This window comes from Caballeronia sp. A2-2 (genome assembly GCF_057612605.2).
In genome coordinates, this window is the sequence record NZ_CM173618.1 from 1,328,485 (window position 1) to 1,355,020 (window position 26,536).

Annotated in this window: 28 protein-coding genes; 15 read left to right on the top strand and 13 right to left on the bottom strand. The window is 60.1% G+C overall.

Features of this window, described 5'->3' with window-relative positions:
• Positions 1-178 precede the first annotated feature (178 nt).
• The gene (locus tag ACZCWR_RS29745) at positions 179-511 is read left to right on the top strand and encodes an HdeA/HdeB family chaperone (RefSeq protein WP_487305251.1); all 333 of its coding nucleotides are present in this window, start codon (positions 179-181) and stop codon (positions 509-511) included.
• 240 nt (positions 512-751) lie between these two features.
• On the opposite strand, the gene ACZCWR_RS29750 is transcribed toward ACZCWR_RS29745, so the two are convergent.
• The 6 genes from ACZCWR_RS29750 to ACZCWR_RS29775 form a co-directional block, all read right to left on the bottom strand.
• Positions 752-1,183, bottom strand: a complete 432-nt coding sequence (locus ACZCWR_RS29750) for a PAS domain-containing protein (RefSeq protein ID WP_487305252.1) — start codon at positions 1,181-1,183, stop codon at positions 752-754.
• A 63-nt stretch (positions 1,184-1,246) separates the two neighbouring features.
• The gene (frc, locus tag ACZCWR_RS29755) at positions 1,247-2,500 is read right to left on the bottom strand and encodes a formyl-CoA transferase (protein WP_487305253.1); all 1,254 of its coding nucleotides are present in this window, start codon (positions 2,498-2,500) and stop codon (positions 1,247-1,249) included.
• Positions 2,501-2,527: 27 nt separating this feature from the next.
• On the bottom strand, positions 2,528-4,270 hold the full coding sequence (oxc, locus tag ACZCWR_RS29760) for an oxalyl-CoA decarboxylase (RefSeq protein ID WP_487305254.1): 1,743 nt from the start codon (positions 4,268-4,270) through the stop codon (positions 2,528-2,530).
• A 51-nt stretch (positions 4,271-4,321) separates the two neighbouring features.
• The gene (oxlT, locus tag ACZCWR_RS29765; protein WP_487305255.1) at positions 4,322-5,671 is read right to left on the bottom strand and encodes an oxalate/formate MFS antiporter; all 1,350 of its coding nucleotides are present in this window, start codon (positions 5,669-5,671) and stop codon (positions 4,322-4,324) included.
• A gap of 163 nt (positions 5,672-5,834) precedes the next feature.
• Positions 5,835-7,190, bottom strand: coding sequence for an O-antigen ligase family protein (locus ACZCWR_RS29770; RefSeq protein WP_487305256.1), 1,356 nt, complete (start codon positions 7,188-7,190; stop codon positions 5,835-5,837).
• Positions 7,177-7,809, bottom strand: coding sequence for a glycosyltransferase (locus ACZCWR_RS29775; RefSeq protein WP_487305257.1), 633 nt, complete (start codon positions 7,807-7,809; stop codon positions 7,177-7,179). The genes ACZCWR_RS29770 and ACZCWR_RS29775 overlap by 14 nt, the downstream gene beginning before the upstream one ends.
• Positions 7,810-7,872: 63 nt before the next feature.
• Here ACZCWR_RS29775 and ACZCWR_RS29780 point away from each other — a divergent pair, with 63 nt between their 5' ends.
• The 3 genes from ACZCWR_RS29780 to ACZCWR_RS29790 all read left to right on the top strand — a co-directional run bounded on the left by ACZCWR_RS29780 (position 7,873) and on the right by ACZCWR_RS29790 (position 9,320).
• Complete coding sequence (locus ACZCWR_RS29780; RefSeq protein ID WP_487305258.1) at positions 7,873-8,283, top strand: hypothetical protein; 411 nt, start codon at positions 7,873-7,875, stop codon at positions 8,281-8,283.
• A 487-nt stretch (positions 8,284-8,770) separates the two neighbouring features.
• A complete protein-coding gene (locus ACZCWR_RS29785; protein WP_487305259.1) occupies positions 8,771-9,031 on the top strand; it encodes a hypothetical protein in 261 nt (86 codons plus the stop codon).
• A gap of 31 nt (positions 9,032-9,062) precedes the next feature.
• Entirely contained in the window at positions 9,063-9,320 is a 258-nt protein-coding gene (locus ACZCWR_RS29790; RefSeq protein WP_487305260.1) for a hypothetical protein, read from the top strand.
• A gap of 111 nt (positions 9,321-9,431) precedes the next feature.
• Here ACZCWR_RS29790 and ACZCWR_RS29795 read toward each other — a convergent pair whose 3' ends face one another.
• Genes ACZCWR_RS29795 through ACZCWR_RS29805 form a run of 3 tightly spaced genes read right to left on the bottom strand, consistent with a single transcriptional unit; the run spans position 9,432 to position 10,904 of the window.
• Positions 9,432-10,283: an NAD(P)-dependent oxidoreductase gene (locus tag ACZCWR_RS29795; RefSeq protein WP_487305261.1), complete on the bottom strand. Its 852-nt coding sequence runs from the start codon at positions 10,281-10,283 to the stop codon at positions 9,432-9,434.
• A 27-nt stretch (positions 10,284-10,310) separates the two neighbouring features.
• Complete coding sequence (locus ACZCWR_RS29800; RefSeq protein ID WP_487305262.1) at positions 10,311-10,625, bottom strand: EthD family reductase; 315 nt, start codon at positions 10,623-10,625, stop codon at positions 10,311-10,313.
• A 27-nt stretch (positions 10,626-10,652) separates the two neighbouring features.
• Complete coding sequence (locus ACZCWR_RS29805; RefSeq protein WP_487305263.1) at positions 10,653-10,904, bottom strand: hypothetical protein; 252 nt, start codon at positions 10,902-10,904, stop codon at positions 10,653-10,655.
• 77 nt (positions 10,905-10,981) lie between these two features.
• Between ACZCWR_RS29805 and ACZCWR_RS29810 the strand changes: the two genes are divergently transcribed.
• On the top strand, positions 10,982-11,206 hold the full coding sequence (locus tag ACZCWR_RS29810) for a hypothetical protein (protein ID WP_487305264.1): 225 nt from the start codon (positions 10,982-10,984) through the stop codon (positions 11,204-11,206).
• A 6-nt stretch (positions 11,207-11,212) separates the two neighbouring features.
• Here the strand turns inward: ACZCWR_RS29810 and ACZCWR_RS29815 are convergent, their stop codons facing one another.
• Both ACZCWR_RS29815 and ACZCWR_RS29820 read right to left on the bottom strand, forming a co-directional pair.
• Complete coding sequence (locus ACZCWR_RS29815) at positions 11,213-11,953, bottom strand: SDR family NAD(P)-dependent oxidoreductase (RefSeq protein WP_487305265.1); 741 nt, start codon at positions 11,951-11,953, stop codon at positions 11,213-11,215.
• 121 nt (positions 11,954-12,074) lie between these two features.
• Entirely contained in the window at positions 12,075-14,426 is a 2,352-nt protein-coding gene (locus tag ACZCWR_RS29820) for a two-partner secretion domain-containing protein (protein ID WP_487305266.1), read from the bottom strand.
• A gap of 151 nt (positions 14,427-14,577) precedes the next feature.
• Between ACZCWR_RS29820 and ACZCWR_RS29825 the strand changes: the two genes are divergently transcribed.
• The 5 genes from ACZCWR_RS29825 (at position 14,578) to ACZCWR_RS29845 (ending at position 19,088) form a co-directional block, all read left to right on the top strand.
• Positions 14,578-15,477: a LysR family transcriptional regulator gene (locus tag ACZCWR_RS29825; protein WP_487305267.1), complete on the top strand. Its 900-nt coding sequence runs from the start codon at positions 14,578-14,580 to the stop codon at positions 15,475-15,477.
• 160 nt (positions 15,478-15,637) lie between these two features.
• The gene (locus ACZCWR_RS29830) at positions 15,638-16,960 is read left to right on the top strand and encodes an MFS transporter (RefSeq protein ID WP_487305268.1); all 1,323 of its coding nucleotides are present in this window, start codon (positions 15,638-15,640) and stop codon (positions 16,958-16,960) included.
• 29 nt (positions 16,961-16,989) lie between these two features.
• The gene (locus tag ACZCWR_RS29835; protein ID WP_487305269.1) at positions 16,990-18,030 is read left to right on the top strand and encodes an amidohydrolase family protein; all 1,041 of its coding nucleotides are present in this window, start codon (positions 16,990-16,992) and stop codon (positions 18,028-18,030) included.
• Positions 18,027-18,695 carry an RraA family protein gene (locus tag ACZCWR_RS29840; protein ID WP_487305270.1) on the top strand — a complete coding sequence of 223 codons (669 nt, stop codon included), beginning with the start codon at positions 18,027-18,029 and terminating at the stop codon, positions 18,693-18,695. The genes ACZCWR_RS29835 and ACZCWR_RS29840 overlap by 4 nt, the downstream gene beginning before the upstream one ends.
• 3 nt (positions 18,696-18,698) lie before the next feature.
• A complete protein-coding gene (locus ACZCWR_RS29845; protein WP_487305271.1) occupies positions 18,699-19,088 on the top strand; it encodes a hypothetical protein in 390 nt (129 codons plus the stop codon).
• Here ACZCWR_RS29845 and ACZCWR_RS29850 read toward each other — a convergent pair.
• Positions 19,082-19,312, bottom strand: coding sequence for a hypothetical protein (locus ACZCWR_RS29850; protein ID WP_487305272.1), 231 nt, complete (start codon positions 19,310-19,312; stop codon positions 19,082-19,084). The genes ACZCWR_RS29845 and ACZCWR_RS29850 overlap by 7 nt on opposite strands.
• Positions 19,313-19,628: 316 nt before the next feature.
• Here ACZCWR_RS29850 and ACZCWR_RS29855 point away from each other — a divergent pair, with 316 nt between their 5' ends.
• Positions 19,629-20,549, top strand: a complete 921-nt coding sequence (locus ACZCWR_RS29855; RefSeq protein ID WP_487305273.1) for a LysR family transcriptional regulator — start codon at positions 19,629-19,631, stop codon at positions 20,547-20,549.
• Between the two features lie 245 nt (positions 20,550-20,794).
• On the opposite strand, the gene ACZCWR_RS29860 is transcribed toward ACZCWR_RS29855, so the two are convergent.
• Positions 20,795-21,304, bottom strand: coding sequence for a J domain-containing protein (locus ACZCWR_RS29860; RefSeq protein WP_487305274.1), 510 nt, complete (start codon positions 21,302-21,304; stop codon positions 20,795-20,797).
• A 157-nt stretch (positions 21,305-21,461) separates the two neighbouring features.
• On the opposite strand from ACZCWR_RS29860, the gene ACZCWR_RS29865 reads away from it, so the two are divergent.
• The 4 genes from ACZCWR_RS29865 to ACZCWR_RS29880 all read left to right on the top strand — a co-directional run bounded on the left by ACZCWR_RS29865 (position 21,462) and on the right by ACZCWR_RS29880 (position 26,530).
• Complete coding sequence (locus ACZCWR_RS29865; RefSeq protein ID WP_487305275.1) at positions 21,462-23,117, top strand: PQQ-binding-like beta-propeller repeat protein; 1,656 nt, start codon at positions 21,462-21,464, stop codon at positions 23,115-23,117.
• Between the two features lie 93 nt (positions 23,118-23,210).
• Positions 23,211-25,151, top strand: coding sequence for a hybrid sensor histidine kinase/response regulator (locus ACZCWR_RS29870; protein WP_487305276.1), 1,941 nt, complete (start codon positions 23,211-23,213; stop codon positions 25,149-25,151).
• A gap of 102 nt (positions 25,152-25,253) precedes the next feature.
• Positions 25,254-25,931, top strand: coding sequence for a DUF1989 domain-containing protein (locus tag ACZCWR_RS29875; protein WP_487305277.1), 678 nt, complete (start codon positions 25,254-25,256; stop codon positions 25,929-25,931).
• Positions 25,932-25,969: 38 nt separating this feature from the next.
• The gene (locus ACZCWR_RS29880) at positions 25,970-26,530 is read left to right on the top strand and encodes a cupin domain-containing protein (protein ID WP_487306184.1); all 561 of its coding nucleotides are present in this window, start codon (positions 25,970-25,972) and stop codon (positions 26,528-26,530) included.
• The last annotated feature ends 6 nt before the right edge of the window (positions 26,531-26,536 follow it).

Genomic DNA, 26,536 nt, shown 5'->3' on the forward strand with positions numbered 1-26,536 from the left:
CAAGAGACGCGCGATGGATATAAAAAGCGCGTAAACGAGCGGTCAATTAATTCAGGCCGCTTCGATCGCCGCCTCTTTGCGCGCTGCGCTCCCCCATCGAGGGTAATTCTTGGCTAACTCTGCATCGATACGATGCGCAGGCAGTCTCGAACTTCAACTCACCATCAGCGAGCATCGAATGAAACACGCAAAACTTTTTGCCGCCATGTGCGCGCTTTTTATCGGCACGGCTGGTGTGGCTCGCGCAGCGGAACAGGCCATTGCGCCCGCCAGGATGACGTGCGCCGACTACGTTCAGGTAGACGAAGCGTATAAGCCGGCGCTCGTGTATTGGGTGGCAGGCGTCGACAGGCTCGGCGTGACAGGCACCGAAACCACCGTGGTCGATACCATGCAGCCCGTCGCCGCGACCGTCGCGCAAGAATGCCGTAAGGACCCGCAAGCGCCGTTCATGACGAAGGTCCGCTCGATGATCAAGTCGAATCAGATCGCGCTATTCGACCGGCACTGAAGCGGCGCGTCGTGCGGGGGTTCACCGCCCGGCGCGAACCTTAGTTTGACTCATTAAATCAATGCCGAATCCTATGCAAAGCATAGAAGAATAATATGCCGCGAAGGATGTTCATCGAGAATATGCTGGTGCATACTCGGAACCCTCTCAGCTCTGGCACGGCCCTCGGAATGGCCAGAGTTTTTAGGGCTAGCCGAAACCTTGGCTAGCCATTTTTTTTGCCTGAAAGCCGAGAATGCTTTAAGCGCTGGTTCGTGCCTCAAGTTCCGAAATACGTTTGCGCAGCGCGCGATCTTCCTGAAAGCGCTCTGTCTCGTCACGGATGATCGCAACGATGCCCGTGACCTCGTTTTGCGCCGAGCGCAGCAGCGCGACGGTAAATGCGATCGACATGGCGCGGCCGGATTTGTCCACGGCCGGCACCTTGAGCAGATCGTGGCCATAGCGGGTTTGGCCTGTCGCCATGGTGGTGTTGTAGCCGTCCCAATGACGACCACGCAATCGCTCGGGAATGATCAGATCGAGCGATTGTCCAAGCGCTTCGCTCTCAGTAAAGCCGAACATGCGCTGCGCCGCCGGGTTCCAAAGCGTGATCGCGCCGCTCGCATCGGACACGATGACGGCGTCACCAATTGCATGGACAAGCTGTTCGAAATCGATGGTGTCGGGCATGGTGTCGTTCGCTCTACTGTTTGCCGATGACCGGGACATCGCCCCGGTCAATCGGGTCATGCGTCACACCGCCTGAGCCTCGTGCATGTGCGCAATCTGCTCCGCGCTATAGCCGAGTTCCAGCAGCACTTCGTCGGTATGCTCGCCCAGCAGCGGCGATGCCGTGACCTCGGGCTTCAGTTCGGAGAACTTGATCGGACTGCCGACCGTGAGATATTTCCCGCGCACCTTGTGATCCACTTCGACGATCGAACCACTCGCGCGCAAGGATTCGTCGTTAGCCAGTTCCTTCATCGTCAAGACCGGCGCGCAGGGAATATCGAACTTGCGCAGAATATCGACGGCTTCGAACTTGGTCTTGTCCGCGAGCCACGCTTCGATCGTGCCGAAGATATCGAAGATATGCGGCTGGCGTGCTTCGGCCGTCATGTAGTGCGGATCTTCGATCCACTCCGGCTTGCCGATGGCGCGGCAAATCGGCGCCCACGCGTGGCCCTGAATCGTGAAATAGATATAAGCGTTCGGATCGGTTTCCCAGCCCTTGCACTTGAGCACCCAGCCCGGTTGTCCGCCACCGCCCGCGTTGCCGCCGCGCGGCACGACATCGCTGAACGTGCCGTGCGGATACTGCGGATACTCTTCGAGATAGCCGACACGATCCAGACGCTGCTGATCGCGCAGTTTCACGCGGCACAGATTGAGCACGCTGTCCTGCATCGACACGGCGACGCGTTGCCCGCGGCCCGTCTGCTCGCGACCGATGATCGCGGTAAGAATGCCGATGGCCAGATGCATGCCGGTGTTGCTGTCGCCGAGCGCGGCCGCGCTGATGGTCGGCGGGCCATCCCAGAAGCCTGTGGTCGATGCCGCGCCGCCCGCGCATTGCGCGACATTCTCGTAGACCTTCAGATCATCGTAATGATGACCGTCACTGAAGCCCTTCACCGATGCCACGATCATCTTCGGATTCAGTTCGCGAATGTTCTCCCATGAAAAGCCCATCCGGTCGAGTGCGCCGGGGCCGAAGTTTTCGACCAGCACGTCCGATTCCCGAATGAGTTTCTTGAGCACTTCCTTGCCTTCGGGCTTCTTCGTGTCGAGCGTCAACGAGCGCTTGTTGCTGTTGAGCATGGTGAAGTAAAGCGCGTCGGCATCCGGAATATCGCGCAACTGATTGCGCGTGACATCGCCCGAACCGGGACGCTCCACCTTGATGACGTCCGCGCCGAACCATGCCAGCAACTGCGTGCACGCCGGACCCGCCTGAACGTGCGTGAAATCGATGATCTTGATGCCCTTCAGAGGTTTATCGCTCACGTTTATCTCCTGGTTGGCGAGCATGCGTTATTTTTTCATTGCCGCGCTTTGCGGATTCAGGTTCGTCAGACGGCCGCTTTCCGTGCCCGCCGCCTCGTCGATGACGGCATTGATGAGGGTCGGCTTGCCGGACTCGATGGCCGCTTCCAGCGCGTGCGTCAGTTCCTCGGGCGTCGTCGCATGGACACCGAGGCCACCGAATGCTTCGATCATCTTGTCGTAGCGCGCGTTCTTCACGAACACGGTAGGCGCCACGTCCTTGCCGCCGGTCGGGTTCACGTCGGTGCCGCGATACACGCCGTTGTTGTTGAACACGACGGTGCAGACCGGCAGGTCGTACCGGCAGATCGTTTCGAGTTCCATGCCGCTGAAACCGAATGCGCTGTCGCCTTCGATCGCCACAACTTGCTTGCCGCTCGTCACTGCCGCGCCAATCGCGAAGCCCATGCCGATGCCCATGATTCCCCACGTACCCGAATCGAAGCGTTTGCGCGGCTCGGCCATGTCGATGATGCTTCGCGCATAATCCAGCGTGTTCGCGCCTTCGTTGACCACGTTGATATCGGGACGCGTCTTCAATACATCGCGAATGGCGCGCAATGCGCTGTGGAAATTCATCGGCGACGGGTTCTTTGCCAGCGTCGCGGCCATCTTGTCGAGGTTCTTCTTCTTGCGTTCGTCGATGGCACCGGTCCATTCGACGGACGGCTTCGGGAATCCCGCGTCGATACCGCCAACCAGCGCCGACACGCACGAACCGATATCCCCGATCACCGGCGCGGCGATGGCGACGTTGCTGTCGATCTCCGTCGGCGAGATATCGATCTGCACGAATTGCTTCGGTGCCGCGCCCCACGTCTTGCCCTTGCCATGCGCCAGCAGCCAGTTCAGACGCGCGCCGATCAGGACGACGCAATCCGCTTCCTGCAACACGAAAGAACGCGCTGCCGAAGCCGATTGCGCGTGCGTGTCCGGCAGCAGGCCCTTGGCCATCGACATCGGAAGATAAGGAATGCCACTCTTTTCCACCAGTTCGCGAATCTGCGCGTCGGCTTGTGCGTAGGCTGCGCCCTTGCCGAGCAGGATCAACGGACGCTTGGCGCGTTTGATGACGTCGAGCGCGCGCTTGACCGAGTCCGGCGACGGAAGCTGCCGGGGCGCGGCATCGATCACTTTGACGAGCGATTGCTGGCCCTTGAGCGCGTCCATGGTCTGAGCGAGCAACTTGGCGGGCAAGTCGAGATACACGCCACCGGGCCTACCCGATACGGCCGCGCGAATCGCACGCGCCACGCCGATGCCAATGTCCTCCGCATGCAGCACGCGATAGGCCGCCTTCGCGTAAGGCTTCGCCGCGTTCAACTGGTCCATCTCCTCGTAATCGCCTTGCTGCAGATCGACGATCTCACGCTCGCTCGACCCGCTGATGAGAATCATGGGGAAGCAGTTGGTGGTCGCGTTGGCGAGCGCCGTCAGACCGTTCAGAAAGCCGGGCGCGGACACCGTGAGGCAGATACCTGGCTTCTTCGTCATATAACCCGAAATGGCAGCCGCGTTGCCCGCGTGCTGCTCGTGTCGAAAGCCGATGAAGCGCATGCCTTCTGCCTGCGCCAGTCGCGCGAGGTCGGTGATCGGAATGCCGACCAGTCCGAAGATCGTGTCGATGTCGTTCAGCTTCAGGGCATCGATCACCAGATGAAAACCGTCGGTGGTCAGGGGCGCTTCCACTTCGACGACCGCTTGTGCTTTAGTCTCCAATACATCTGCCATGACTCTCTCTCTGGTCGGTTGGGTCAATCAATGACGTGGGCTTCGCGCGTTCTAGCGCATTGCGGACTTGCTGGGCGCTTCGCTCAAGGTGGGCATGAAGGGGATGTCTGACGACGGCGAGGTCAGCGTGTTTTCGATCCAGCGCTTTCGCATCGGCGCAAGCACGAACTTCGCGCAAAGGCCTGCCGCAATCGAGGTCACCGCCGCCGTGATGAAGACCACGTTCCACGAGCCGAAGCTCGCGAGCACCGAGGCCAGCGGCACGAGCATCGACGCCGTGCCTTTGGCCGTGTAGAGCGTGCCCGCGTTCGCGGCGGCGTATTTGCTGCCGAAAGTGTCCGCGCAGGTCGCCGGGAAGATCGAGAAGATCTCGCCCCAGCACAGGAACGTGAGCGCGGCGAACAGCATAAATAAGTACGGGTCGTGGCCGAACTGCATGAGACCTAACAGCGCCACGCCTTCACCGAGAAAGATGATGAACATGGTGTTCTCGCGACCGATCTTGTCGGAGATGAAACCGCACAGCGGACGCGTGAAGCCGTTGCAGAGATTGTCGATGGAGAGCGTCATCGCGAGTAGCGGCAGCGTCACGCCGAGCAGGCTCACGGGCATCTTCGCGAAGCCGTATTCCTTGGCGATGGGACCGAACTGCGCGGTCGCGATCACGCCGCCCGCCGCGACGGCGACGAACATCGCGTAGAGCACCCAGAAGATCGGCGCGCGCACCATCTGGCCGGTGGTGTAATCGATCTTGGTGGACACGACACGCTTTGCCGGAACGATGTGCGCAGGCGGCTTCGGTCTCACGAGCATGAGCGCCAGCAACAGAATGCACACGCCCTGCAGAATGCCGAAGAACATGAACGCCTGCTCGTAGCCCGAACGCTGGATCATGTTGGAGATGGGAATCACGGTAATCGCCGCGCCCGCGCCGAAGCCCGCAGCAGTAAGACCGGCGGCGAGACCGCGCTTGTCCGGAAACCACTTCAGCGCCGTGCCGACACACGTGCCATACACGCACCCCGCGCCCACGCCCGCCACCACCGCCGCGATGTACAGATGCATGAGACTGGTCGCATGCGCATCGATCACCCAGCCGATGGCCGCACACACCGCGCCGCCGATCACCACCGGACGCGGCCCGAACTTATCGACGAGCCAGCCTTCGACCGGCACGAGCCACGTCTCCGTGACGATGAAAATAGTGAACGCGGTCTGAATCGCGGCTTGCCCCCAATGATGCTTGGCATCCATCGGGACGACGAACAAAGTCCACGCGTACTGAAGATTGGCGACCAGCCCCATGCAGACGATGCCGATCGCCAGTTGAACCCATCTGTTGTGATGACGCCCGTGCGATTGCTGCGGTCGCCCGGACGCGATCGTGTCTGCGCTTGCCATGTTTGTCTCCGTTTATCTTCCTGGCGCTCTTTCGGCGCTTGAGGCCGCACGTTATGCGCGGAACACGAAAGCATCGTGCTGGACGGAAACCATTAAGAAAAGTTATAAAAAATTATTGTTTGGATTCACGATCATGAATGGAGGTTTACCCGCGCCGCCGGGTCTAAACCGTATCGACGGCGCCTGAATGACCGTTCGCCATCGATGCTTCGGGTTTGCCCTTCTGCATCCGCCCGCTCGCGATCAGAATCCCGCTCAACAGGACAAAGAGGTTGCCCTCGGTGAAATTGAGCAACAGCGAATTGGCGAGGCACCCGATGGTGAACGCGATCAGATACCCCTGAACGATGTTCCGCGAAACGGGATCGATCCGCCGAACTTCCCGATACACGGCAACAAGCAAGCAGATGAAAAGCACAATGCCGATGGAACCCAGCTGAACACCCATCAAAAGGAATTCATTGTGGGGATTGCTGGCCATGACGGCTTCCCCGCCCGTCTTGTTCCTGGCGAAGCGCTCGAACTCGGCCAGAACACTGCCCGCGCCATAACCGGCCACTGGCCGCTGCTCGAACAGTTCGATGCTGCGTCGATAAAACTCGAGCCGCACGCCCGCCGAGGTGACCGAATTGTTCTGCCTGAAGCTCGCGATCTCCTTCGCAGTATCGGCGAGACGTGAATCCGCGGTCGTGAATGCATGACAGGCGAGCGTCGTGCAAATCACCGCGACAGCAAGCATCGCGCTGCCGCGCCGACGACCGACATTTCGTCGTTTCAATTGCATCAATCCACGCGATACGAACATCACGAGATAGACGATCGCGACGATCTGCCCGGTGCGGCCTTGCAGCACCATCAGCACGTTGACGAGCGCGAGAAACGCATTCAGATAAAGAAGCCCGCGCCAGACAGGCTTGTTTGCCGCATTGCCGAGCGCGGTCGAGAGATACACGAGAAAGGCCATCATCAGCCCTCCTGAGATGTGATCCTTGAACACCCATGATTTGCTGAGCGGACCTTCGGTATCGTGCATCGGGCCGACGGCGGTCCAACCCAGGAAGTTTGTGTAGGTCAGCACCATCGCGAGCGTCAGCGTGGCGAGCAGCGCCCCGATCGCCACGCGGCCCCATTTCGATGTGCAATCGCCCGTGAACACAAGAAAGAGCACAGGCAGCAAGAGCAGCTTGCGGTACTTGAGCAACATGTCGATGGCATCGCCCGTGTTCGCCGTCGTATAGAGAAGACTGACGCCGAGCGCGGCGAAAAGCGCCATGGCAACGAGCACGACAGGCGACGCGACGAGCTTGCGCAGCCCTTTCCACACCTCGGGCGAGCACAGCGCACAAGCAAACGACAAGGCGACCGCGAGATTCACACCTGCCGTGGAGACCGGCACGGCGGCGAGCGCGAGCACCGCCGAACTTCGCGCAAGGAGCAACGGCCACGATGATTCGCGTGACGAGCCGCTTCGATCGGCGAGCGTCGATGCCATGTGAATGATTGCCTCAGTGATTTTCATGGATGAATCCGTGGCCGTGATAAAACTGCGCACGGCGCGCCAGCTCGCCCTGTGAGTAGAGCGCTTCCACGGTCTTGCGTGCATTCGCGCCGATTCGCGCGCGCAATGCCGGGTCGAGCAGCAGCGCGCGCACGATGTCTCGCGCTTGCTCGGTCGTATCGAAAAGAAAGCCATTCTCTCCATGACGAATGCTGTCCGCATACCCTCCCCTTCGGTCGCAGACCACGGGCAGCGCGCATGCCATCGCCTCCACCACGACGCGCCCGAACGTCTCGACATGGCTTCCGGTGCGGTAATAGAAGATGTCGAGTGTGCGCAGGAAATCGGCCGCGGGCATGACGCCTTCCGGCATGAGTTCGAGATGCGCGCCAGATTCGATTCGATCCGCAAGGCAGGTCGCGCCCTGCAGCTTCACGTGCACGCCATCGTCGGACCATGCGCGATAAAGCGTCAAATCTTCCAGGTCGTGTTTGGCGAGCGAGTCACGGCTCAGGCGGCCAATCACGATAGATTCGCTTGCAGCCTTGTTGGCAGGCTTGAAGCAAGCGATATCGATCGGCGATGGATGAACGACGCCGGACGTGTCGAGCTGCGTCTTCTGGAAATCGGAGATGAACACGTATTCTGTCCTGGGCCAACTCAGAAACTTAGGATGGCTTGACGTCAGAGAAAGTATCTTGGGGTGAAACGTATTGAACACGTAGATGAGGCGTCGGGGCGCGGGAAGAACAAACGGCCAGAGTTTGTTGCGCCAATGTGCGCCGACGAAGATATAAGTATCTTCCTTGGAGAAATCCATTCGTCGGGAAATCGCGCGCGCGAATGTGATGCGTTCTATCCCGTGCTCCTGACAGAGCCGGGCCGAACTTCGAGCCGAGGTCGCCCACAGCTTGACGATGCCCTTTGCGCGCAATTGCCCGGCAAGCGCAAGCGCTTCGAGCTCACTGCCACTGTAGGGGCTGAGAAATCCATTGAAAATGTGTATGACCTGGCGTTTCATGCGAAAACAAGCGTGGCTGGCGGCCGCACTGCGAGCGGGTTCGTGGACCATCGCCGTACCAGCGGCGTGCGTTCGATCGGCAACAAGTATTGATGAGCGATACAGGCAGATTGAGCGTGCTCGCTCGAAAACTCAGACAACCGACCGGCAGCGATACCTTAGTACTGCCAAGGCGATGACTCGTATGCAGAGCAAGCTTTGGAAGGTCGAGGCAGACTTTTTGGAGGGGGGATTCTAATGGATAGCGACGGCGTTACAGAGCGATCGGGCAGTGAATACACCAATTTTTAACATCGGATCGCGATTGCGGTTCGCGCCGGATGCGTGGTTCCGCAGACTGTTTGGCGGGAGCCTGCAGCGTGCATGAATGTGTTGGCCTTCCACAATCACTTCGCGGAAGATCGTATCGATGAATTGCCTTGGCTAATTGGATCTTCGAAATTTTATTTATATATTTTTCAATGACTTATGCTCGTACTGACTGCCGCATCGATCCCGCTGGCACGGCTCTCGCAGTAGAGTGGTCGAGCGCAACAAACCAAACGCTCTCACCCACCGAACCTGTTCAAGGAGCTTCAAAATGATCGCCATCGCCAACATCGCCGCTGAAAAAGACCTCGACCGTGCCGACATGGCTGCCGTCAAGGGCGGTACGTCGTTCTTCTCGAATTCCGCTGTCAATGCCAACGCGCAATTCGGCGGCGTGTCCTTCGGTTCGGCTCAGTCGAACGTCGCGCCGGTCACGCAAGTCGATGCTTCGCAACACACCAGCGTCGATGCCACGACCGTCAACAAGTCGCTCACGTCGATCGGCAGCCTGATGGCTGGCGTGAAGCTCTAATCCCCTCTACCGAAGCGTTGAGGAGACCATCATGCTGACGATCAAGAACCTGTCTGCCGAGAAAGACCTCGACCGTGCCGAAATGGATGCGGTAAAGGGCGGCACATCGCTGTTCTCGAACTCTGCCTTCAACGGCAACCTGCAAAGCGGCGTGTCGTTCGCCAGCCCGCAGATCAACGTCGCACCGGTGACGCAGATCGATGCCTCGCAACACACGAACGTGGACGTGAAGAATGTCACGAAATCGGTGGACTCGCTCGGCAGCATGCTGGGTGGATTGAAGCTTTAAATCGTCAGCTATCCCGATTAAATGGGAAAACCTCGTCTCCTGTGCAGTAGATTTCGGCCCGCTCATGCAGCGGGCTTTTTTTACGGCTGCTTCTGAATCGACGATTGCGTTTCATCGCTTCGACTCGATCGTGTGTTTCGCCATGGCCGACCAGTCCTGCTCACCCATGCCCGCCGCCACGGTGTCCGCCATCTGGCGATGTACCGCCGCGAGCATGGGCAAGACGCGGCCCGTTTCTTCCGCGGCTTCCGATGCAAGCCGCAAGTCCTTCAGCCCGAGCGATGCCTTGAAGCCGGGCTCGTATTGTCCCTGCGCGATGTTGGCCGAATAGACCTGATACGAACGGCTGCCGAACAGCGTGTTCAGGATCACATCGAAGAATTGCGCGCGCGGCAGACCGTTCGCCTCGGTGAGCACGACAGCTTCGGCCATTGCCTCGATCGCCATCGTGATCATCATGTTGCAGGCGATCTTGGCGGCATTCGCAGTCGGTGCCTCGTCGCCCATGTTCCAGATGCGCCCGCCGATTATGTCGAGCAGCGGTCGTACCTTGGCGAGCGCATCGGGCGGGCCGCCTGCGAGCACATTGAGTTCGCCTTTTGCCGCCACGTCGGGACGTCCGAGCACCGGCGCGGAAACATAGCCTATGCCCGCTGCGTCATGCGCCGCGACCAGTTCGCGCGCGAATGCAATCGAAATGGTCGATGTGACGACATGCACCAGCCCCGGTTTTGCCTTCGCGAGCACGCCGGACGCAACGAGCGTCGAGCGAATGGCGTCGTCGTCGGAGAGCATGGTGAAGACCGCATCGCCCTGGAATGCTTCCACGGGCGATGCCACCATCGTGACGCCTTCCACCGCGCCGCCCGATCGATTCCAGGCCATCACGTCATGGCCCGCTTGCGCGAGATTGCGCGCCATCGCGCGTCCCATCGCGCCTAATCCGATAATGCCGATTTTCATGATGTTGCTCCTTTCAGTAAGAAGTCTTCATGCCGGCACTGCACGCACGCGGCGCGGCACGAGATCGGTGAAGCTGGGCACGTCGTTCATTACTTCAGTGGCCTCGGGCGAAGTGAAAGCTGCATCGACCGATGCTTCATCGCGAAAGCGGCATTCGCAGATCGCCAGCGTTCCGGGCTGCGTGGTCGCGGGAAAGAACGCCGTGGCTGCATCGAGGCCATATCGCGCCCAGTGTTGCATGACGAGCGGAAGATGATGATTCACGTAATAGGCACGGTCGAAGCGCGCGCCGGGATCGCCTTCATAGGTAACGTAGATCATGATAAAGGAATCGTTCGCCATCCTTATCTCCTTGGTTCGATGCCGCGATCACTTGCGCATGCATAACAGCGCGCACGCACCGAGCGCGAGCAGCGTGGTCATCAGATAGAGGCCGCTGTTCAGCGAGCCGCTCAATGTCTTCAGCCAGCCCATTGCAAAGGGACTCGCGAATCCGCCCAGCAAACCGAGGCTGTTCACGAACGCGATGGCGGCGGCAACGGTCGAACCCGCGAAATAATCCGACACGCGATGGCGGCGGCAACGGTCGAACCCGCGAAATAATCCGACGCCAGCGACCACAACAGCGGTATCGTGACGAACACCGTGGTCGATGCGATCGTCAGGAGTACGATGATCGAAACGAGATCGTGCGCGGGATGTATCTGTTTTCAGTGGGCGCCCGGCAACAGGCGCACGCGCTCAATGGCCGCGCAGCACGGCTCGGTGCGTCCGAACGTACCTCGCGATCGACCGCGCATTACGAGCAGCTCGTGAGGTTCGCGGCGGCGGGCATTCGTGCGCTCGTCGGCAGTTCCGTGCCGAGTCCTTCCACAGCGCCGACCAAGCCTGCCGCCGTCAAACGGGCGCGTCGCGTGGCTTGACATTCGCTACGCGTTCGTGCCGCCGTCGATCGTCAGATTCGCGCCGGTGATATACGCGGCCTCGTCACTGGCGACGAAGGCGACGATGGCCGCGATTTCATCGACCTTTCCGTATCGCTTGAGCGCGGTCATCGCCAGTTGAGGGCTTGCCCATTCGCTCGAAGCGGGATTGAGATCCGTATCGATCGGGCCGGGTTGAATATTGTTGACCGTGATGCCCCGCTCGCCGACCTCGCGCGACAGCCCTTGCGTGAACATCCTGATGGCCGCCTTCGTCGCGGCATAAGAGACGAGACCCGGCGTCATCATCCGTTCACCGACACACGAACCGATATTGATGATGCGCCCGCCCGCCTTCATGTGCTTGAGGGCCGCTTGCGTGGTGAGAAACACGCCGCGAATATTCAGGTCGATGACGTGATCCAGTTCCTCCGGCGTCGCTTCCTCGAAGGGCTTCGGAATGGCAGTCCCGGCATTGTTCACGAGAATGTCGAGGCCGCCGTAAGCGGCAATCGTCTGCTCCACTGCCTGACCGATGGCTTCCGGCTTCGCGGCATCGGCCTGAATCGCTATCGCTTTTCCGCCCGCGCTTTCAATTTCCTTGACGACCTTATCCGCCGCATCGCCGCCCTTCGAGAAAGTAATCGCCACGCGCGCGCCATCGGCGGCGAGCCTTCTGGCGATGGCCGCGCCGATGCCCCGGGAACCGCCTGTCACGAGTGCAACCTTATCGTCGAGCCTGGTCATGAGGTTCTCCTGTCTTCCGTCGATGGCTTTCGCGCTTAATTCAAACCACGTTATTTATAGGCGGTCGCGCGTTCGCGGACTGAGGTTCCTCCCGGCGAATGTGCGGAGGCGAACACTCGAATCACGAGCCGAAGAACCAGCGCAGGTAGGGTCCCGCAAACGAGGTTGGCATCGACCAGACGCCGGTGGCGCTGAAGTCCCACGTGGGACCGAAGCTCGCCTGCTGACCGATCTGCGCGTTCGTCAGCGCGCTCGATCCCGGCACCGCCTTGCCCGATCCCACGCCAGCGGACGCGGTGAATGTATCGCTGTTCCAGAACACGTTCGGGGCGATGCGTCCGTTATTCACGCCTGCTATTCCACCTGCCTTCAGGCCCGCACGCGGCGTGAATATGGCCTCGGAATAAGACTGACAGATGCCGCCGAGATTGATCCCGGCCACGCCACCGATGACCGCGCCGCCGGTCAGCGCCGTATCCGCGTACGACTGCGTGATCCAGCCGTTGTTCACGCCTGCGACGCCGCCAAGCGTGCCTGCCTTGCCCGCCGTCACCGAGCCATCCGAAAACGACTGGCGCACGATGCCGTCGTTTTCTCCGGCCACGCCGCCGGCCTTGCCCGTGCCCGCGACTTTCACGCTTGCCCATCCCCGCTCGATGCTGCCGCGATTGATGCCAACCAGTCCGCCCGCCGCGCTGTTCGCGTTGCCGGTCGATGTGACATTGCCCGTCGCACTGACATTCACCAGTCGCCCTTCGTTGATGCCCGCGATCAATCCCACCGCGTTTCCGGATGACGTCACGCTGGAATCCGCCAGCGTGAAATTGCGCACGACGCCGCCCCGGCCGATGACGCCGAACAACCCGGCATCCACGCCACCCGACATGGTCCCGATCGTGGGAAGATTCCCCATGCCGTCGAACTGCCCGGTGAAGGGCGCGGCAATCGTGCCGATGTTCAATGTATCGCCCGCATCCGCAATATAGAAACTGTTGCCGAGCGCGTAGTTGCCCGCCAGATCGTTCTTGATCGCGGACAGGTCGGCGGCCTTGTTGACGAGCTTGTACGCGGTGTATTGCGTGAGCAGACCGCTGAATGCCGCGGGCCGCCACGCCGCATTCGTGCGCACCGTGCCTGCCGCATAGCTGCCGTCGATGTCATAAAGCGCCGCCACGAGACCCGTGCTGCGCGACCAGTCGATGGTGCCGCGATCGATGACGCTGCCGCCGTTGTCCCAGCCATGCGCGTCCGCACGCAGCGTGAGCGAGGCCGTGCCCTCATTGGCGATGGTCGCCCCCGCCGCGATGCTCAGCGAGTGCGCCGCCAGTAGTTCCAGCGGCGCGCCGCCACGCCAGCGCACACTCGACGACACGCTGATATCGCCCTCGCCGTTCGCGCCGAATTTGCCATCCGCGCCGTCGGCGTTCACCGTGACCGATGCACCGCCGCTCAGACTCGCGCCGAGCGTATTCGCGGTCGCCGTGTCGATGGAAAAGTCCGCCGTGGTGATATCCAGCGTTGACGTATCGATACGCGCATCGCCGATCTTCACGTTCTTGCCCGTGACGGTCACCGCGCCGCCTGTGCCGATTGCCGTGCGTGCGCTGATCTGCGCGCCGCGCGCATCGACCGTGCCTGTTTCCGCGACCAGCCAGACCTGAGCGCCGCGCGTCTGCGTGGCCGTGGCGCGCAGCGCGCCCGAGTTGCCCGCAAGCGCGAAGACGTTGCCGTCGGCGGCTTGCAGACTGATCAGCGCTGCCTGTATTGCGCCTGAGTTGGACGCGGTTCCGCCGCTTCCCACGGCGACGCCGATCTGTGGACCGAAGTTGCTATCGACCAGACTGACCGTGCGGCCCACCGCCATTTCGACCGAACCTTGAGGCGCGTCGATCCTGCCTGCATTAGTGATCTTGTTGGCCGAGATCAGAAATACATCGCCGCCTGAAGAACTGATCTTCCCGAGATTGACGACGCTTCCATTGGACGTGCCCTTGAACAGCGTGTCGTAAGCGACGTCGAAATCGTTGTTGTTCACGTCGAGTGTCGAAGCCACGAAGCGGCCACCCGTCGATACGACGCCGCCCGGGCCGACGAGGATGCCGTGCGGGTTGATCAGCCACACCGTGCCGGTCCCGCTCAAGGTGCCATAGATTGCCGAGACATCGTTGCCGACGACGCGATTGAGCGTCGCGCCCGAGCCGTTCTTGATCGACACCGTGCGCCCGGCGGCAATGGAAAACCCGTTCCATTCGATGATGCCTCGTATCCCCGATTGCGTGATGGTCAGATTCGCGCCGTTCTGCGCGATGCTTCCCGTGCCCAGAACGAACTTCCCGCCGTCGGGTAAGGGCGAAGCCGCGTTCGCCATGGCCGATGTCATGCACAGAAGGACGACATGCAAGGCTTTCGAATACCGATAAGGAATCTTAAACGATCGTTCGAGAGGATGCGGACGGCTTTTAGCGGCTTTCATGATTGTCCTCCTTCCTTTCAGCAATGCGAGTCGACGCTTGCTAAGAATTGTCGAATGAATCGAAGAACGCAAACCCGAAGATTCCGCTATGTGCGCTGACGCACATTCATGAGATTATTTAAAACCAACCGATGCGCCTTAGGAAGCCCACATGAATTTCAGGTCCTTGCAGTGCTTTGTCATTCTTGCGGAGGAACTGAACTTCAGCCGCGCGGCCGAGCGCCTGCATATCGCGCAACCCGCGCTCAGCCAGCAAATCCGCCTGTTGGAAGAAAGGCTTGGCACGCAACTCGTCGACCGCGCGCGGCGGCCTTTGCGGCTTACCGAAGCGGGTCACTATCTCTGCACCGAAGCCAATCAGATTCTTGGCGCATGGGAACAGGCGAGTTCCGGCACTCATGAAATAGGCATCGGGCGGCGCGGCTGGCTGTCGATCGGGTTCACGCGTTCGGCCATGTACAGCATCCTCCCGCCTGCGCTGAAGGTGTTCCATCACGCGTACCCGGAAGTCGAACTCAAGCTGTTCGAAATGCTTACCGACGAACAGACCGATGCGCTGCGCGACTTGCGCATACACATCGGAATAGGACGGCAGCCGCTCGATATACCCGGTTGCACGTCCTATCCGCTGCTGCGCGAACATGTGGTGGTGGTCCTCTCGCCCGATCATCCGCTGGCGGCGAAAAAGAAAGTGCGCATCGCGGATCTCGAAGACACGCCGCTGATTCTCTATCCCAAGCATCAGAACGCGCAGTTCAAGCGCACCGTGCAATCCTTATATCGCGATGCGGGCGTGACGCCGTTCATCGCGCATCAGGCCTACGAGATTCAGACCGCGATCGCGCTCGTCGCGGCGGGCCTCGGCGTGACCTTCGTCGGCGAATCGGTGGCGCGGCATGGCCGCACGGACGTGGTGTTTCGTCCGCTCGCGGGGCCGGGTGCATCGTTATGGTCCACGCTGGCGGCGATCTTCCGCACCGACGACGACTCGGCTCATTTGCGCGCCTTTCTCGGCTGCCTTCCGGCGCCGCTCAAAAGCATCGCACTATAAGCAAAAACTTATAAAAGGATAAGGAACGCGTCTTGGACGCGGTCCGTCCCGCTCCTTATCATCGGACTTCATGCCCTGTTCGGGCGGACAAACGGTGCAGGCCGTTTGTAAAGCAGGCCCGCAGAGGCCCGGCATACGACGAAGGAAACGCGGAGACGGCATGACCCCATTCAACGAAGCGGCAACCATGCGAAAGGTGTACGGGCGGCTCATGCCCCTGCTTTTCGCGATGATGTTCTTCAACTATCTCGATCGCATCAATATCGGCTTCGCGGCGCTCGACATGAATCATGCGCTGGGCTTTTCCCCCGCCGTGTTCGGCTTTGCGGGCAGCATCTTCTTTGTCGGGTACATGGTGCTGGAAGTGCCGAGCAACTTGCTGTTGCACCGGGTGGGCGCGCGCCGCTGGATCGCGCGCATTCTGCTGACGTGGGGCGCGGTCGCGGCGGCCACGGCCTTCGTTTTCGACGACAAAAGCTTCTACGTGCTGCGCTTTCTGCTCGGCGTGATGGAAGCGGGCTTCCTGCCGGGCGTCGCCGTCTATCTGACGAAGTGGTTTCCCACGCGTTATCGGGCGCGGGCGGTGGGCGGCTACATCATCGCGGGATCGTTCTCGGCGGTGCTGGGCGGCCCGATCTCGACCACGCTGATGACCTACGCCAACGGCGTGCTCGGCCTGCAAGGATGGCAGTGGATGTTCATCCTCGAAGGCATTCCCGCGATGCTGCTGGGCCTGCTCACGCTGCGCATCATGACCGAGCGACCGGCCGACGCCGACTGGCTCGCCGATGACGAAAAACAATGGCTCGAAACCACGCTCGCGGCCGAACGCGAGGCGGTGGGCGGCGATACGCATTTTCCGCTGTTGCGCGTGGCGGGCGATATCCGCGTATGGAGCCTTGCGTGTCTCTTCGGCTGCGCGCTGGTCGGCATCTACGGGCTGTTTCTGTGGCTGCCGCAGATCGTCAAAAGCCTTGGACATCTAAGCAATATCGAAGTCGGGTTTCTTTCGGCTGCACCGCCGCTTCTGGGCGTGCTGGGCACGTTCATCATCAGCCGCAGTTCGGACCGCACCGGCGACCGCAAGAAGCATCTCGCCTTCGTGTATGGCATGAGCGCCATCGCGATCGCGGGCAGTGCGTATGCGCCGAATCCGGTCGTGGCGTACGCGCTGTTGTGTGTCACCGGCTTGTTCATCTACGCCGGGAACCCGTTGTTCTGGAGTCTTGCATCGTCGTTCAGAACGGGCGCGGCGGGTGCGGCGACCATCGCGCTCATCAATACCATCGCGCAGTTCGGCGGACTGGTCGGGCCGTGGAGCATCGGCCTCGTGCGCGGCGCCACGGGCAACTTCAAACTTGCCTTGCTCACCATCGCGGCGTTTCTCGTCATCGCGACGATCATCGCGCTCGTGATGCGCGTGAAGCCCGCCGGCGACGAAGCCGATTCGTTGCCGCACGCGGACCCCGCCGCCGGCACCTGAATCCCGTCATCAACGATATGGAATCCAGAATGATTATCGATTGTCACGGCCACTACACGACTTCGCCGCCGCAGCACGAAGCGTGGCGCACGCAACAGATCGCCGCCTTGAAGGACGGCACCGCGCCGCCGCCCCGCCCCGCTATTTCCGACGATGAAATCCGCGCGAGCATCGAAAGCGGACAGCTTCGCATTCAGCGCGAGCGCGGCACCGATCTCACGATCTTCTCGCCGCGCGCCGCCGGCATGGGGCATCATCTGGCAAGCGCCGAAGCCAACGCGGTCTGGTCGGCCCAATGCAACGACCTCGTGCATCGCGTATGCGAACTCTTTCCGCGCAATTTCGTGGGTGTCTGCCAGTTGCCGCAAGCGCCGGGCGTGGCACCTGCGAACTGCATCGGCGAATTGCGGCGCTGCGTGGAAGAACTGGGCTTTATCGGCTGCAATCTGAATCCGGACCCTTCCGGCGGACACTGGTCCGGGCTGCCGCTGACCGACCGCTCGTGGTATCCGCTCTACGAAGCGATGGTCGAACTCGACGTTCCCGCGATGATCCATGTTTCATCGTCGTGCAATCCTAACTTTCATGCGACGGGCGCGCATTACATCAACGGCGATACGTCCGCGTTCATGCAATTGCTGCAGGCCGATCTGTTCTCCGATTTCCCGACGCTCAAGTTCATCATTCCGCACGGCGGCGGCGCGGTGCCCTATCACTGGGGACGTTATCGCGGGTTGGCGCAGGACATGAAGAAGCCCTTGCTCACGGAGTATCTGCTCAAGAACGTATTCTTCGACACCTGCGTCTATCATCAGCCGGGCGCGGAACTGCTTGCGAAAGTGATTCCGGTCGAGAACATCTTGTTTGCATCGGAGACGATCGGCGCGGTGCAGGGCATCGATCCCGAAACGGGCCACTATTTCGACGATACGCGCCGCTATATCGACGCCATCGAATGGTTGAGCGACGCGGATCGCCAGAGCATCTACGAAGACAACGCACGCGCGGTGTATGCGCGTTTATCCGCGCAACTCGAACGACAACGATCCACCGAAGGAGCCGCGACATGAATCCGCTTGGATGGCGCGAACACGAATCGGCGACGCAGGCGAACCCCGCGACGCTTACCGCGTTGCGCGAACTCGCCGTATCGCTATTGAGCGACAACATGGCCCGTGTGAGCGGCACCACGGGTCTGCGTCCGTTTCATCGTCCCAGGCCGATGGCGGGAACGGCCGTCACCGTGCGCACGCGCGGCGGCGATAATCTCGCGATCCATCGCGCGTTCGAATTCTGCCGTCCGGGCGATGTGCTCGTGATCGACGGCGCGGGAGAACTGACGCAAGCGCTGATGGGCGACATCATGGCGAGCTTCGCGCAAAGCATCGGCGTGCAGGGTCTCGTGATCGACGGCGCGATCCGCGATGTCGGCGAACTGAGCCAGCGCGATTTTCCGGTGTATGCGCGTGGCGTGACGCATCGCGGACCGTACAAGAACGGGCCGGGCGAGATCAACGTACCGGTGACGGTCGGCGGGATGGTGGTGCATCCGGGCGATATCATCGTCGGCGATGAAGACGGCGTGCTCGCTATTTCGCCCGCCGATGTCGAAGCGGTGATCGCGGGCGCACGCAAGCAGGCAGCGAAAGAAGCGGAAGCGTTGAAGTCGATCGCCGAAGGCCGCTTCGACCGTTCGTGGGTCGCCGTCCAGCGCGACCGGATGATGAACGGCTAAGGCATGCCCGATTATCTGGACTTCGAAGCATTTGTCGAACTTGCGCGACGCGCGCAAGCCGCCGCGCCCGGTGCTTGCGCATGCACGAAAACGCCGCTCGACGGCTGGCAATCCCAGCCGCTTTCCCTCGATGAAACGCAATTCCGCGAGATCGGCACGTTGATGGCTGAGGGCTATTCGGAGCCAACCTTCGCCGAATATCTGCCCGGCAAAATCAATTATTGGTCGGCCGATGCGCCCATCGCGCCACGCTACTTTCCCTACAACCGTTGCGGCGTGTGGGAATGCACGGTCTGCGGGCGACTTTACCTGCGCTATACCGAAGGCGGAGGTTATTTCGTCGACCGAAGAATCCGTGCCGTTCGCGCGGCGCTGATCGAGGACATTCAATAAGCGATGCGCGTCACCACGTCGTACGACATCTGGTGTTCGCGCAGCCGATCTTCGACCGCCTGCCTTGCCGCATCGTCCGGCGGCATCTCCAGATAACTGATTTCGACCCAGCCCGGCTCGAACTGGATGCTCGCTTCATCCGCGATGGCTTGTAAAAGCGTATGGTCGGCGATTTGATTCGTCTGGTTCTCGGACTCGTGGCGAACAGCGAAACACGTCAGCATAGTGACTCCCGTATCTGAAGAGCACCGCTTTTGGGCAGTGATAGCGCGCAAAGTGGGAAGACGACAACAGGCCGATAACGGCCGTGAAGTCGCCGGAAAATGAAGTCGCTAGAACGGAGAAATGTCTGATCTGAAACCAATCGCCTGACGTGAAGCACCGTCAGTCAAGCAGTGATCTTTCAATGTACCCGAAAAAAATTGCGGTTTGAAGTCATTCTGCGAGTGCGTCATCCTGACATGAATCGGCAAGCTCAAAAGCCTTGGCCCGCCGCTTAACCTAAAATACGGCCACGAAAAATTCAGGCGGGTGCGCGGAGTGGACCGACTGGAAGCCATGCAAATGCTCGTGACCGCCGTGGACGGGGGAAGCCTGTCGGCGGCCGCGCGCGAATTGAAGATTCCGGTCAGCACGCTCACGCGCAAGGTGGCCGATCTCGAAGAATTGCTCGGGACGCGACTGCTGATACGAACCACGCGCAAACTCACGCTGACGGACGCCGGCATGTCGTACGTCGCCGCGGCGCGACGCATTCTCGAACTCGTGCGCGAACAGGAACACGAAGCCACGGGTGAATTCGCCACCGCGCGTGGCGAGCTGGTCGTCACCGCGCCCGTGCAGCTTGGGCGGCTGCATGTGTTACCGGTCATCAATCAGTTTCTGGCGCAGTATCCGGATATCACGGTTCGGCTTTTGCTGTCCGACCGGAATATCGATCTGATCGATTCGCACGCCGATCTGGCCGTGCGAATCGGCGAACTGCCGGACAGCAACATGATCGCCACGCGCATTGGTTCATTGCGCGCGATCGTGTGCGCGAGTCCCGCCTTTCTCGCCAAAAACACGATTCCGCGCGAGCCCGACGAGCTCATCAAGTACGCGTGCGTGGTCTTCAACAGTCCGTATCTTTCGCCGTGGCGCTTCCGGCTTCCAACGACGCGCAAGGTTTATTTGCTGGAAGTGAAGCCCCGGCTCGAAGTCACGTCGCCTGACGCGGCCGTGAGCGCCGCAGCGGCCAATGCAGGCATTACCTATGTATTCGAACACGATGCCGATGAAGCGCTGCGCAAAGGGCAACTCGACATACTTCTGCCGCAATTCGAGATCGATCCTGCGCCGGTTCATCTGGTTCACGTATCGAGAAATCTCATGGCGATCAAACTACGCCATTTCATCGACTTTGCCGCGCCTCGGTTGAGAGAGTCGTTGTCTCGCTTCGGCCAGCAAAAGCGCCGCTGATCGCAACACGCAACGCGCAAAACAAAAAGAAAAACCCGCGATGCAATCGCGGGTTCATCCTCGGCGGGCGATTTTTCGCTCTCACCAAAGAAACCACCTGAACACGGCGACGGAGCGTCTTGGCTTTTTTTCGTTGGCTCGCCGGTCTCGGCCCTCGGTCAATGACACGATAGCAGGCTTATCAATTTTTCCTATTCAGTGCTTTCCCGAATGTTGGGACTAAGACCAAAGAGATTGAGTTTGCTTCAGGAAAACGCAACAGCCACGCCAACCAAAACGAATAGAAGCGTGAACAGCGCGCCAAATACCACGTACACCGATTTGCTCGGACGCAATTTCCCTTGTTGTGCCTGCCGTGCCGGGTTGACATCCTGCCGCTTCTGCTCGGGTTCGCTCGGCCTTTGTTGACGCGCCGCTTCACTGGGCTGCGCGGATTCCTGCGCCGCCACTCTGGCATCGTACTTTTCCCGCGCGATCGGATCGCTCAGCACTTCGTAGGCATCGTTGATCATCTGCATGATGCGCGTGGTATCGCGATCGGGATTCTTGTCCGGATGATATTCGACACTCAATGCGCGATACGCGGCTTTGATGATCCCTTGCGTCGCGTTGCGCTTGATCCGTAGATTGTCGTAATGCGTGTGAATCATTTTATTCAAATGTGGTTGGCATTCATCGTCTGCTTTCGGGGCAGTGCAAGACAGACGATTAGTTGCTTTAGGCGTCTTCGCAATTTTAACGGCAAATTTTCTCAAACCTTTAGGCGACGTCGCGCATTCAAGGCGAACGTGCGTGCGTCAAAGAGGGCACCAGATAGGATGGCTGAACATTTTCAATAGGAAAATTTTTCGCCTTACGGTATGAACATTGCGTACGCTCACGAGGTCGGTTGACACTCAATGAGGGGATGCAATGAACACGCGTCTATCTATCCATGCCACGGTCCTGACGTCGATAGCCATCGCCCTGATCGGCATAGCCGCGATCAACGGTTGCAGCGACGGCAGTTCCAGCAGCGGTCCGGCATCGGTTTCGGCTGCGGCCGTCTCCCCTTCGACCCGCGCCAATCCGGTGGACGTGAGCACTTACCACAACGACATTCGACGCGACGGTCAGCAATTGGCCGAGACCATTCTCACTCCATCGAATGTCAATTCGACAAAGTTTGGAAAACTTGCGGTGTTCTCGGTCGATGGCGCCGTCGATGCCGAGCCGCTTTTCATCTCCGCACAGGCAATTGCCGGCGGCACGCACAATGTACTTATCGTCGCCACCGAAAACGCCAGCGTGTACGCTTTCGATGCCGACACCGGCACGACGCTCTGGAAGAAATCGACACTCAAGAATGGCGAAACGCCCAGCGACGATCACGGTTGCGCGCAAATCACGCCGACTATCGGCATCACCGCCACGCCGGTGATCGATCGCGGTCACGGCGCAATCTATGTCGTTGGCATGTCGAAAGATTCTGCGGGCGCTTATCATCAGCGCGTGCATGCGTTGAGCATCAAGACGGGCGCGGAACTGTTCGATGGCCCGACGGACATCGCGGCATCCTATCCGGGCAACGGTGCGAATAGCCAGAACGGTCGTGTCGTTTTCAATCCGGCGAGCTACGCCGAACGCGCATCACTTCTCCTGCGCAATGGCGTTCTTTACACGACCTGGACTTCACACTGCGATGTCATGCCGTACACGGGCTGGGTGATCGGCTATGACGCCACCACACTCAAGCAGGCGAGCGTGCTGAATCTGACGCCCAACGGCCAGATGGGCGCGATCTGGATGAGCGGCGCCGGTCCCGCGGCAGACGAAGATTCCATCTATTTTCTCGATGCAAACGGCACCTTCGACGCCACGCTCGATGGCAACGGCATGCCGCTCCACGGCGACTTCGGCAATGGCTTTCTTAAGCTGTCCACATCGCCCAAGCTCGCAGTGAAGGACTACTTCGAGCCATCGGATACCGTGCAGGAATCGAATGCCGATGAAGACCTGGGTTCGGGCGGCGCGCTGCTGCTGCCCGATCTCAAGGATGCAAGCGGCACCATTCGCCATCTCGCGGTCGGCGCGGGCAAGAACTCGGTCATCTATGTCGTGAATCGCGACAACATGGGCAAATTCGATTCCAATGCGGATCACATCTATCAGGAGATCGTCGGGCAAATCAATGGCCCCATGTTTGCCATGCCCGCGTATTTCAACGGCGCGGTCTATTTCGGTTCGATAGGCGACAGCATCAAGGCATTCACGATCACGAACGCATTGCTCTCCGCCAGGCCCACGAGTCAGACCGCCAATTCATTCGGCTCGCCGGGCGCGACGCCCAGCATCTCGGCAAACGGCGCATCGAACGGCATTCTTTGGGCAGTGGAAAACGGCACGATTGCCATCCTGCATGCATACGATGCCAGCAATCTCGGGCGCGAACTTTATAACAGCAATCAGGTAAGCGGCCGCGATCAATTCGGCCAGGGAAACAAATTCATCACGCCGATGATCGCAAACGGCAAAGTTTATGTCGGCACCAAAAACGGCGTCGGCGTGTTTGGATTGTTGGGCAAATAGTCTCCGATTCATGCGCGGCTGGCCGCAGCGCGAAGTTTCTTTGTCCCGTAGACTACCCGCTATTTGAACCTATACGGGCTGCGGGGCATTTCAATGATCAATCCATCGCGGCCTTCTCCGGACGCCGGCGCGGCGGCATCGGCCGCATCAGGCTCGTCCGATCGCGACGCCGCATGGCAATTGAGCCGCGATCTGCTTACCCTCGTAGACGATCTCGGCGTCATCCGAGACGTCAATCCGGCATGGACTCAGCTTCTGGCCCTGAGGCCCGCGCAAGCCATTGGCGAGCATCTCACGGCATTCGTTCATCCTGCAGACACAGAGGCGATAAGAGCGCCGCTGAACGAGCTCGAAGAGAACGATGCTTGCGCCGAATTCGAATGCCGTCTGCGCGCGGCAAACAACGAATACCGCATCTTCAGTTGGACAGTCACCCGCATGCGCGGTCAATTCTTCTGCGTGGCGCGGGACATCACGGCGGAACGACAACGGCAAATCGCGCTGGAAGATTCACGCGATTTCGCGCGTCTGGCACTTTCCGCCGTCAGCGGTGTCGGCGTGTGGACCTATGAAGTGTCGAGCGACTGCTTCTTTTGCGACGCCGCGATTTCCGCCCTTTACGGCATCGACCCGGATGTCGCCGCAAAAGGAATCCGGCGCGACTATTTTCTTGCGAACGTGCATCCCGAGGATCGCCAGACGCTGCGCAACACCATGTCGGGCGGCTTATTGCAGGGCGGCGATCTCGAACTCGAATATCGGATTTGCCATCCGGACGGCTCCATCCGTCATGTTCTCTCGCGCGGTCATACCTATTTCAACGAACACGGTCTTCCACAACGGCGAACTGGCGTCGGGATCGACACGACCGCGCAACGCGAGCTCGAACAACAACTCAGGCAAAGCCAAAAGATGGAGGCGGTCGGTCAGCTCACGGGCGGTCTGGCGCACGACTTCAACAATATGCTGCAAGGCGTGGTCGGTCCGCTCGAACTCATGCGTCATCTGATTGCAAAAGGCAAGACCGGCGAACTCGAACGGTTCATCGGCATGGCGATCACATCCGCTCGCCGGGCTGCGGCGCTCACGCATCGACTTCTGGCGTTTTCGCGCAAGCAACCGCTTGCTCCGCGATCCGCCGATGTCCGGCTTCTCATTCCCCCGCTTAAGGATTTGATCTCTCAGAAAGCGCACGAGAACATTGCAATCGAATTCGACACCGGCACTCAACCTTGTCAGGTTCGATGCGATACGAATCAACTTGAAAGCGCCCTCCTCAATTTATCGATCAATGCGTGCGATGCCATGCCCGACGGCGGCGCGCTCACCATCGCCACTTCGGTAGTGGATGTCGGCAAGGACGAAGCACTTCGGCACGAAGGCGCCGCAAGTGGACGCTATGTACGCGTGTCAGTCTCGGACACAGGGTCCGGCATGTCGCATGAAGTCGCAAGCCAGGTCTTTCAGCCGTTTTTCACCACCAAGCCGATTGGCCAGGGAACGGGACTTGGCTTGTCGATGGTGTATGGCTTCGTCCGGCAATCGGGTGGCTTCGTGACCATAGACAGCAGCGTCGGGCGCGGCACGACGGTCTCGTTGTTGCTGCCCGAAACGAATGAGGCGACACAGGTGGAACGTTCGCAGGATCCCGCCGCCAACCATAAGGAAGGCGCGGGCGAAACGGTGCTTATCGTTGACGACGACGAGACCATCAGGCAACTGCTCGCTGAATTTCTTGATAATTCAGGTTACCTGACTATTACCGCACACGACGGGCCTTCCGGGCTCGCCATTCTCACGTCGAACACGAAGATCGATCTCCTGATCTGCGACGTTCGTCTGCCGGGTCTCAATGGCCGGCAAATGGCCGATGCGGGACGCATCAAACGTTCAGGTTTGCCCGTGCTCTTTATCACCGGTTATGCGGAAGAAGCGGCAGCGGACGGTTTTCTCGCCGAGAACATGGCCATGCTCACCAAGCCCTTTTCGATGCAGTCACTGCAGGCGCGCGCAAGCGAAATGTTAAAGGTCTGACTTTTTAGCATTGCGCGCTGAATCGCGTTTTGTCGAACTCATTCAAGTCACTTGAATTTTGTTCCGCTATGCTTGAAGCGAATGACAATGCGAGGATTCGCCATGACGATCTCCGATGACAACGGCCAGGAAACCGGCGTCAACGCCACGCTCGACGAACCCATTTCGCCGGACGGCACGCCCGAACCCGGCAAGACCTACACCGTGCCTGCGCGCTGCGGCCGCGCCGTGCGCGTGAAGGCGGGACAGACCATTCGCATTGTCAATCCACATGGCACGCAGGTTTGCGATACGTGGATTTTCAACGCGCAGCATCTCAGTGAGTTTTTGTCGTTCGAGCACACACGCGCATTCATCGACAAACTCATTCCGCAAGCGGGGGATCCGCTCGTGACCAATCATCGTCGCGCCATCGCGCGTCTCGTCACGGATACCTCGCCCGGCGTGCACGATACCTTGATCGCCGCGTGCGACTTGTACCGCTATCGCAATCTGGGCGTCGAGCACTATCACGACAACTGCTCCGACAATCTGCGTCTCGCGCTCAAGGCAATCGGACTGCGCGCGCGTGAAGTGCCGCAGCCGTTCAATCTGTGGATGAACATTCCCGTCAAACCGGACTACACGATCGACTGGCTGGCGCCTGTCTCGAAGGCCGGCGATTATGTGGAGATAGAAGCATTGATGGATTGCGTCGTCGTGATGTCCGCGTGCCCGCAAGACATCATTCCAATCAATGCACTGAACCCGCTCGAAGTCGAGTTCATGGTTCTGGCTTGATTATCAAACCCGCTCCTGAAGCCGCCGATGGTCTCGGCATGCGTCTGCGTCATGCGCGTCGCGTGCGGCAGATGACGCTCAAGGCGCTCGCCGATCACGCGGGTTGCTCGGAAAGCCTGTTGTCGAAGATCGAAGGGCGGCACGCCATGCCGTCGCTGGCGATGCTGCATCGTCTGGCGCTCGCGCTCGGCACGAATATCGCGGCGCTGCTCGCGGGTCCGGTCGCGCCGCCCTCGCCCGTGCAGCGCGCAAGCGATCGTCCGGCCGTGCGCTTTCCCGGCGTGCGCGGCAAGCGGGCGAAGCGCGCGGAAGCATCGATCACGCTGGAGCGGCTGGTGGTACCCGCACCGGGGCAATTGCTTCAGGGCGACATCCACGTACTCGAACCGCATGCGCGCAGCGACGAACAGATTCAGCACGCAGGCGAGGAACTCGGTTACGTATTGGAAGGCGAACTCGAACTTACGCTCGGCAGCGCGGTTTATCGGCTTCAGGCGGGCGACTCATTCTATTTTTCAAGCACCGAGCCGCATGGTTATCGCAATCCCGGCGATCGGGTCACGCGCGTGTTATGGGTCAATACGCCGGCCACGTTTTGACTTTTT

What these genes read in the sequence shown, in the direction of transcription:
- ACZCWR_RS29870 (WP_487305276.1), top strand. Translation starts at nt 23,211, where the DNA reads ATGATCAATCCATCGCGGCCTTCTCCGGACGCCGGCGCGGCGGCATCG.
- ACZCWR_RS29840 (WP_487305270.1), top strand. Translation starts at nt 18,027, where the DNA reads ATGAATCCGCTTGGATGGCGCGAACACGAATCGGCGACGCAGGCGAAC.
- ACZCWR_RS29880 (WP_487306184.1), top strand. Translation starts at nt 25,970, where the DNA reads ATGCGTCTGCGTCATGCGCGTCGCGTGCGGCAGATGACGCTCAAGGCG.
- ACZCWR_RS29825 (WP_487305267.1), top strand. Translation starts at nt 14,578, where the DNA reads ATGAATTTCAGGTCCTTGCAGTGCTTTGTCATTCTTGCGGAGGAACTG.
- ACZCWR_RS29795 (WP_487305261.1), bottom strand. Translation starts at nt 10,283, where the DNA reads ATGAAAATCGGCATTATCGGATTAGGCGCGATGGGACGCGCGATGGCG.
- oxlT (WP_487305255.1), bottom strand. Translation starts at nt 5,671, where the DNA reads ATGGCAAGCGCAGACACGATCGCGTCCGGGCGACCGCAGCAATCGCAC.
- ACZCWR_RS29770 (WP_487305256.1), bottom strand. Translation starts at nt 7,190, where the DNA reads ATGAAAATCACTGAGGCAATCATTCACATGGCATCGACGCTCGCCGAT.
- ACZCWR_RS29810 (WP_487305264.1), top strand. Translation starts at nt 10,982, where the DNA reads ATGTATCTGTTTTCAGTGGGCGCCCGGCAACAGGCGCACGCGCTCAAT.
- ACZCWR_RS29745 (WP_487305251.1), top strand. Translation starts at nt 179, where the DNA reads ATGAAACACGCAAAACTTTTTGCCGCCATGTGCGCGCTTTTTATCGGC.
- ACZCWR_RS29790 (WP_487305260.1), top strand. Translation starts at nt 9,063, where the DNA reads ATGCTGACGATCAAGAACCTGTCTGCCGAGAAAGACCTCGACCGTGCC.
- ACZCWR_RS29785 (WP_487305259.1), top strand. Translation starts at nt 8,771, where the DNA reads ATGATCGCCATCGCCAACATCGCCGCTGAAAAAGACCTCGACCGTGCC.
- ACZCWR_RS29820 (WP_487305266.1), bottom strand. Translation starts at nt 14,426, where the DNA reads ATGAAAGCCGCTAAAAGCCGTCCGCATCCTCTCGAACGATCGTTTAAG.
- ACZCWR_RS29845 (WP_487305271.1), top strand. Translation starts at nt 18,699, where the DNA reads ATGCCCGATTATCTGGACTTCGAAGCATTTGTCGAACTTGCGCGACGC.
- ACZCWR_RS29750 (WP_487305252.1), bottom strand. Translation starts at nt 1,183, where the DNA reads ATGCCCGACACCATCGATTTCGAACAGCTTGTCCATGCAATTGGTGAC.
- ACZCWR_RS29865 (WP_487305275.1), top strand. Translation starts at nt 21,462, where the DNA reads ATGAACACGCGTCTATCTATCCATGCCACGGTCCTGACGTCGATAGCC.
- oxc (WP_487305254.1), bottom strand. Translation starts at nt 4,270, where the DNA reads ATGGCAGATGTATTGGAGACTAAAGCACAAGCGGTCGTCGAAGTGGAA.
- ACZCWR_RS29835 (WP_487305269.1), top strand. Translation starts at nt 16,990, where the DNA reads ATGATTATCGATTGTCACGGCCACTACACGACTTCGCCGCCGCAGCAC.
- ACZCWR_RS29875 (WP_487305277.1), top strand. Translation starts at nt 25,254, where the DNA reads ATGACGATCTCCGATGACAACGGCCAGGAAACCGGCGTCAACGCCACG.
- ACZCWR_RS29830 (WP_487305268.1), top strand. Translation starts at nt 15,638, where the DNA reads ATGACCCCATTCAACGAAGCGGCAACCATGCGAAAGGTGTACGGGCGG.
- ACZCWR_RS29800 (WP_487305262.1), bottom strand. Translation starts at nt 10,625, where the DNA reads ATGGCGAACGATTCCTTTATCATGATCTACGTTACCTATGAAGGCGAT.
- ACZCWR_RS29815 (WP_487305265.1), bottom strand. Translation starts at nt 11,953, where the DNA reads ATGACCAGGCTCGACGATAAGGTTGCACTCGTGACAGGCGGTTCCCGG.
- ACZCWR_RS29850 (WP_487305272.1), bottom strand. Translation starts at nt 19,312, where the DNA reads ATGCTGACGTGTTTCGCTGTTCGCCACGAGTCCGAGAACCAGACGAAT.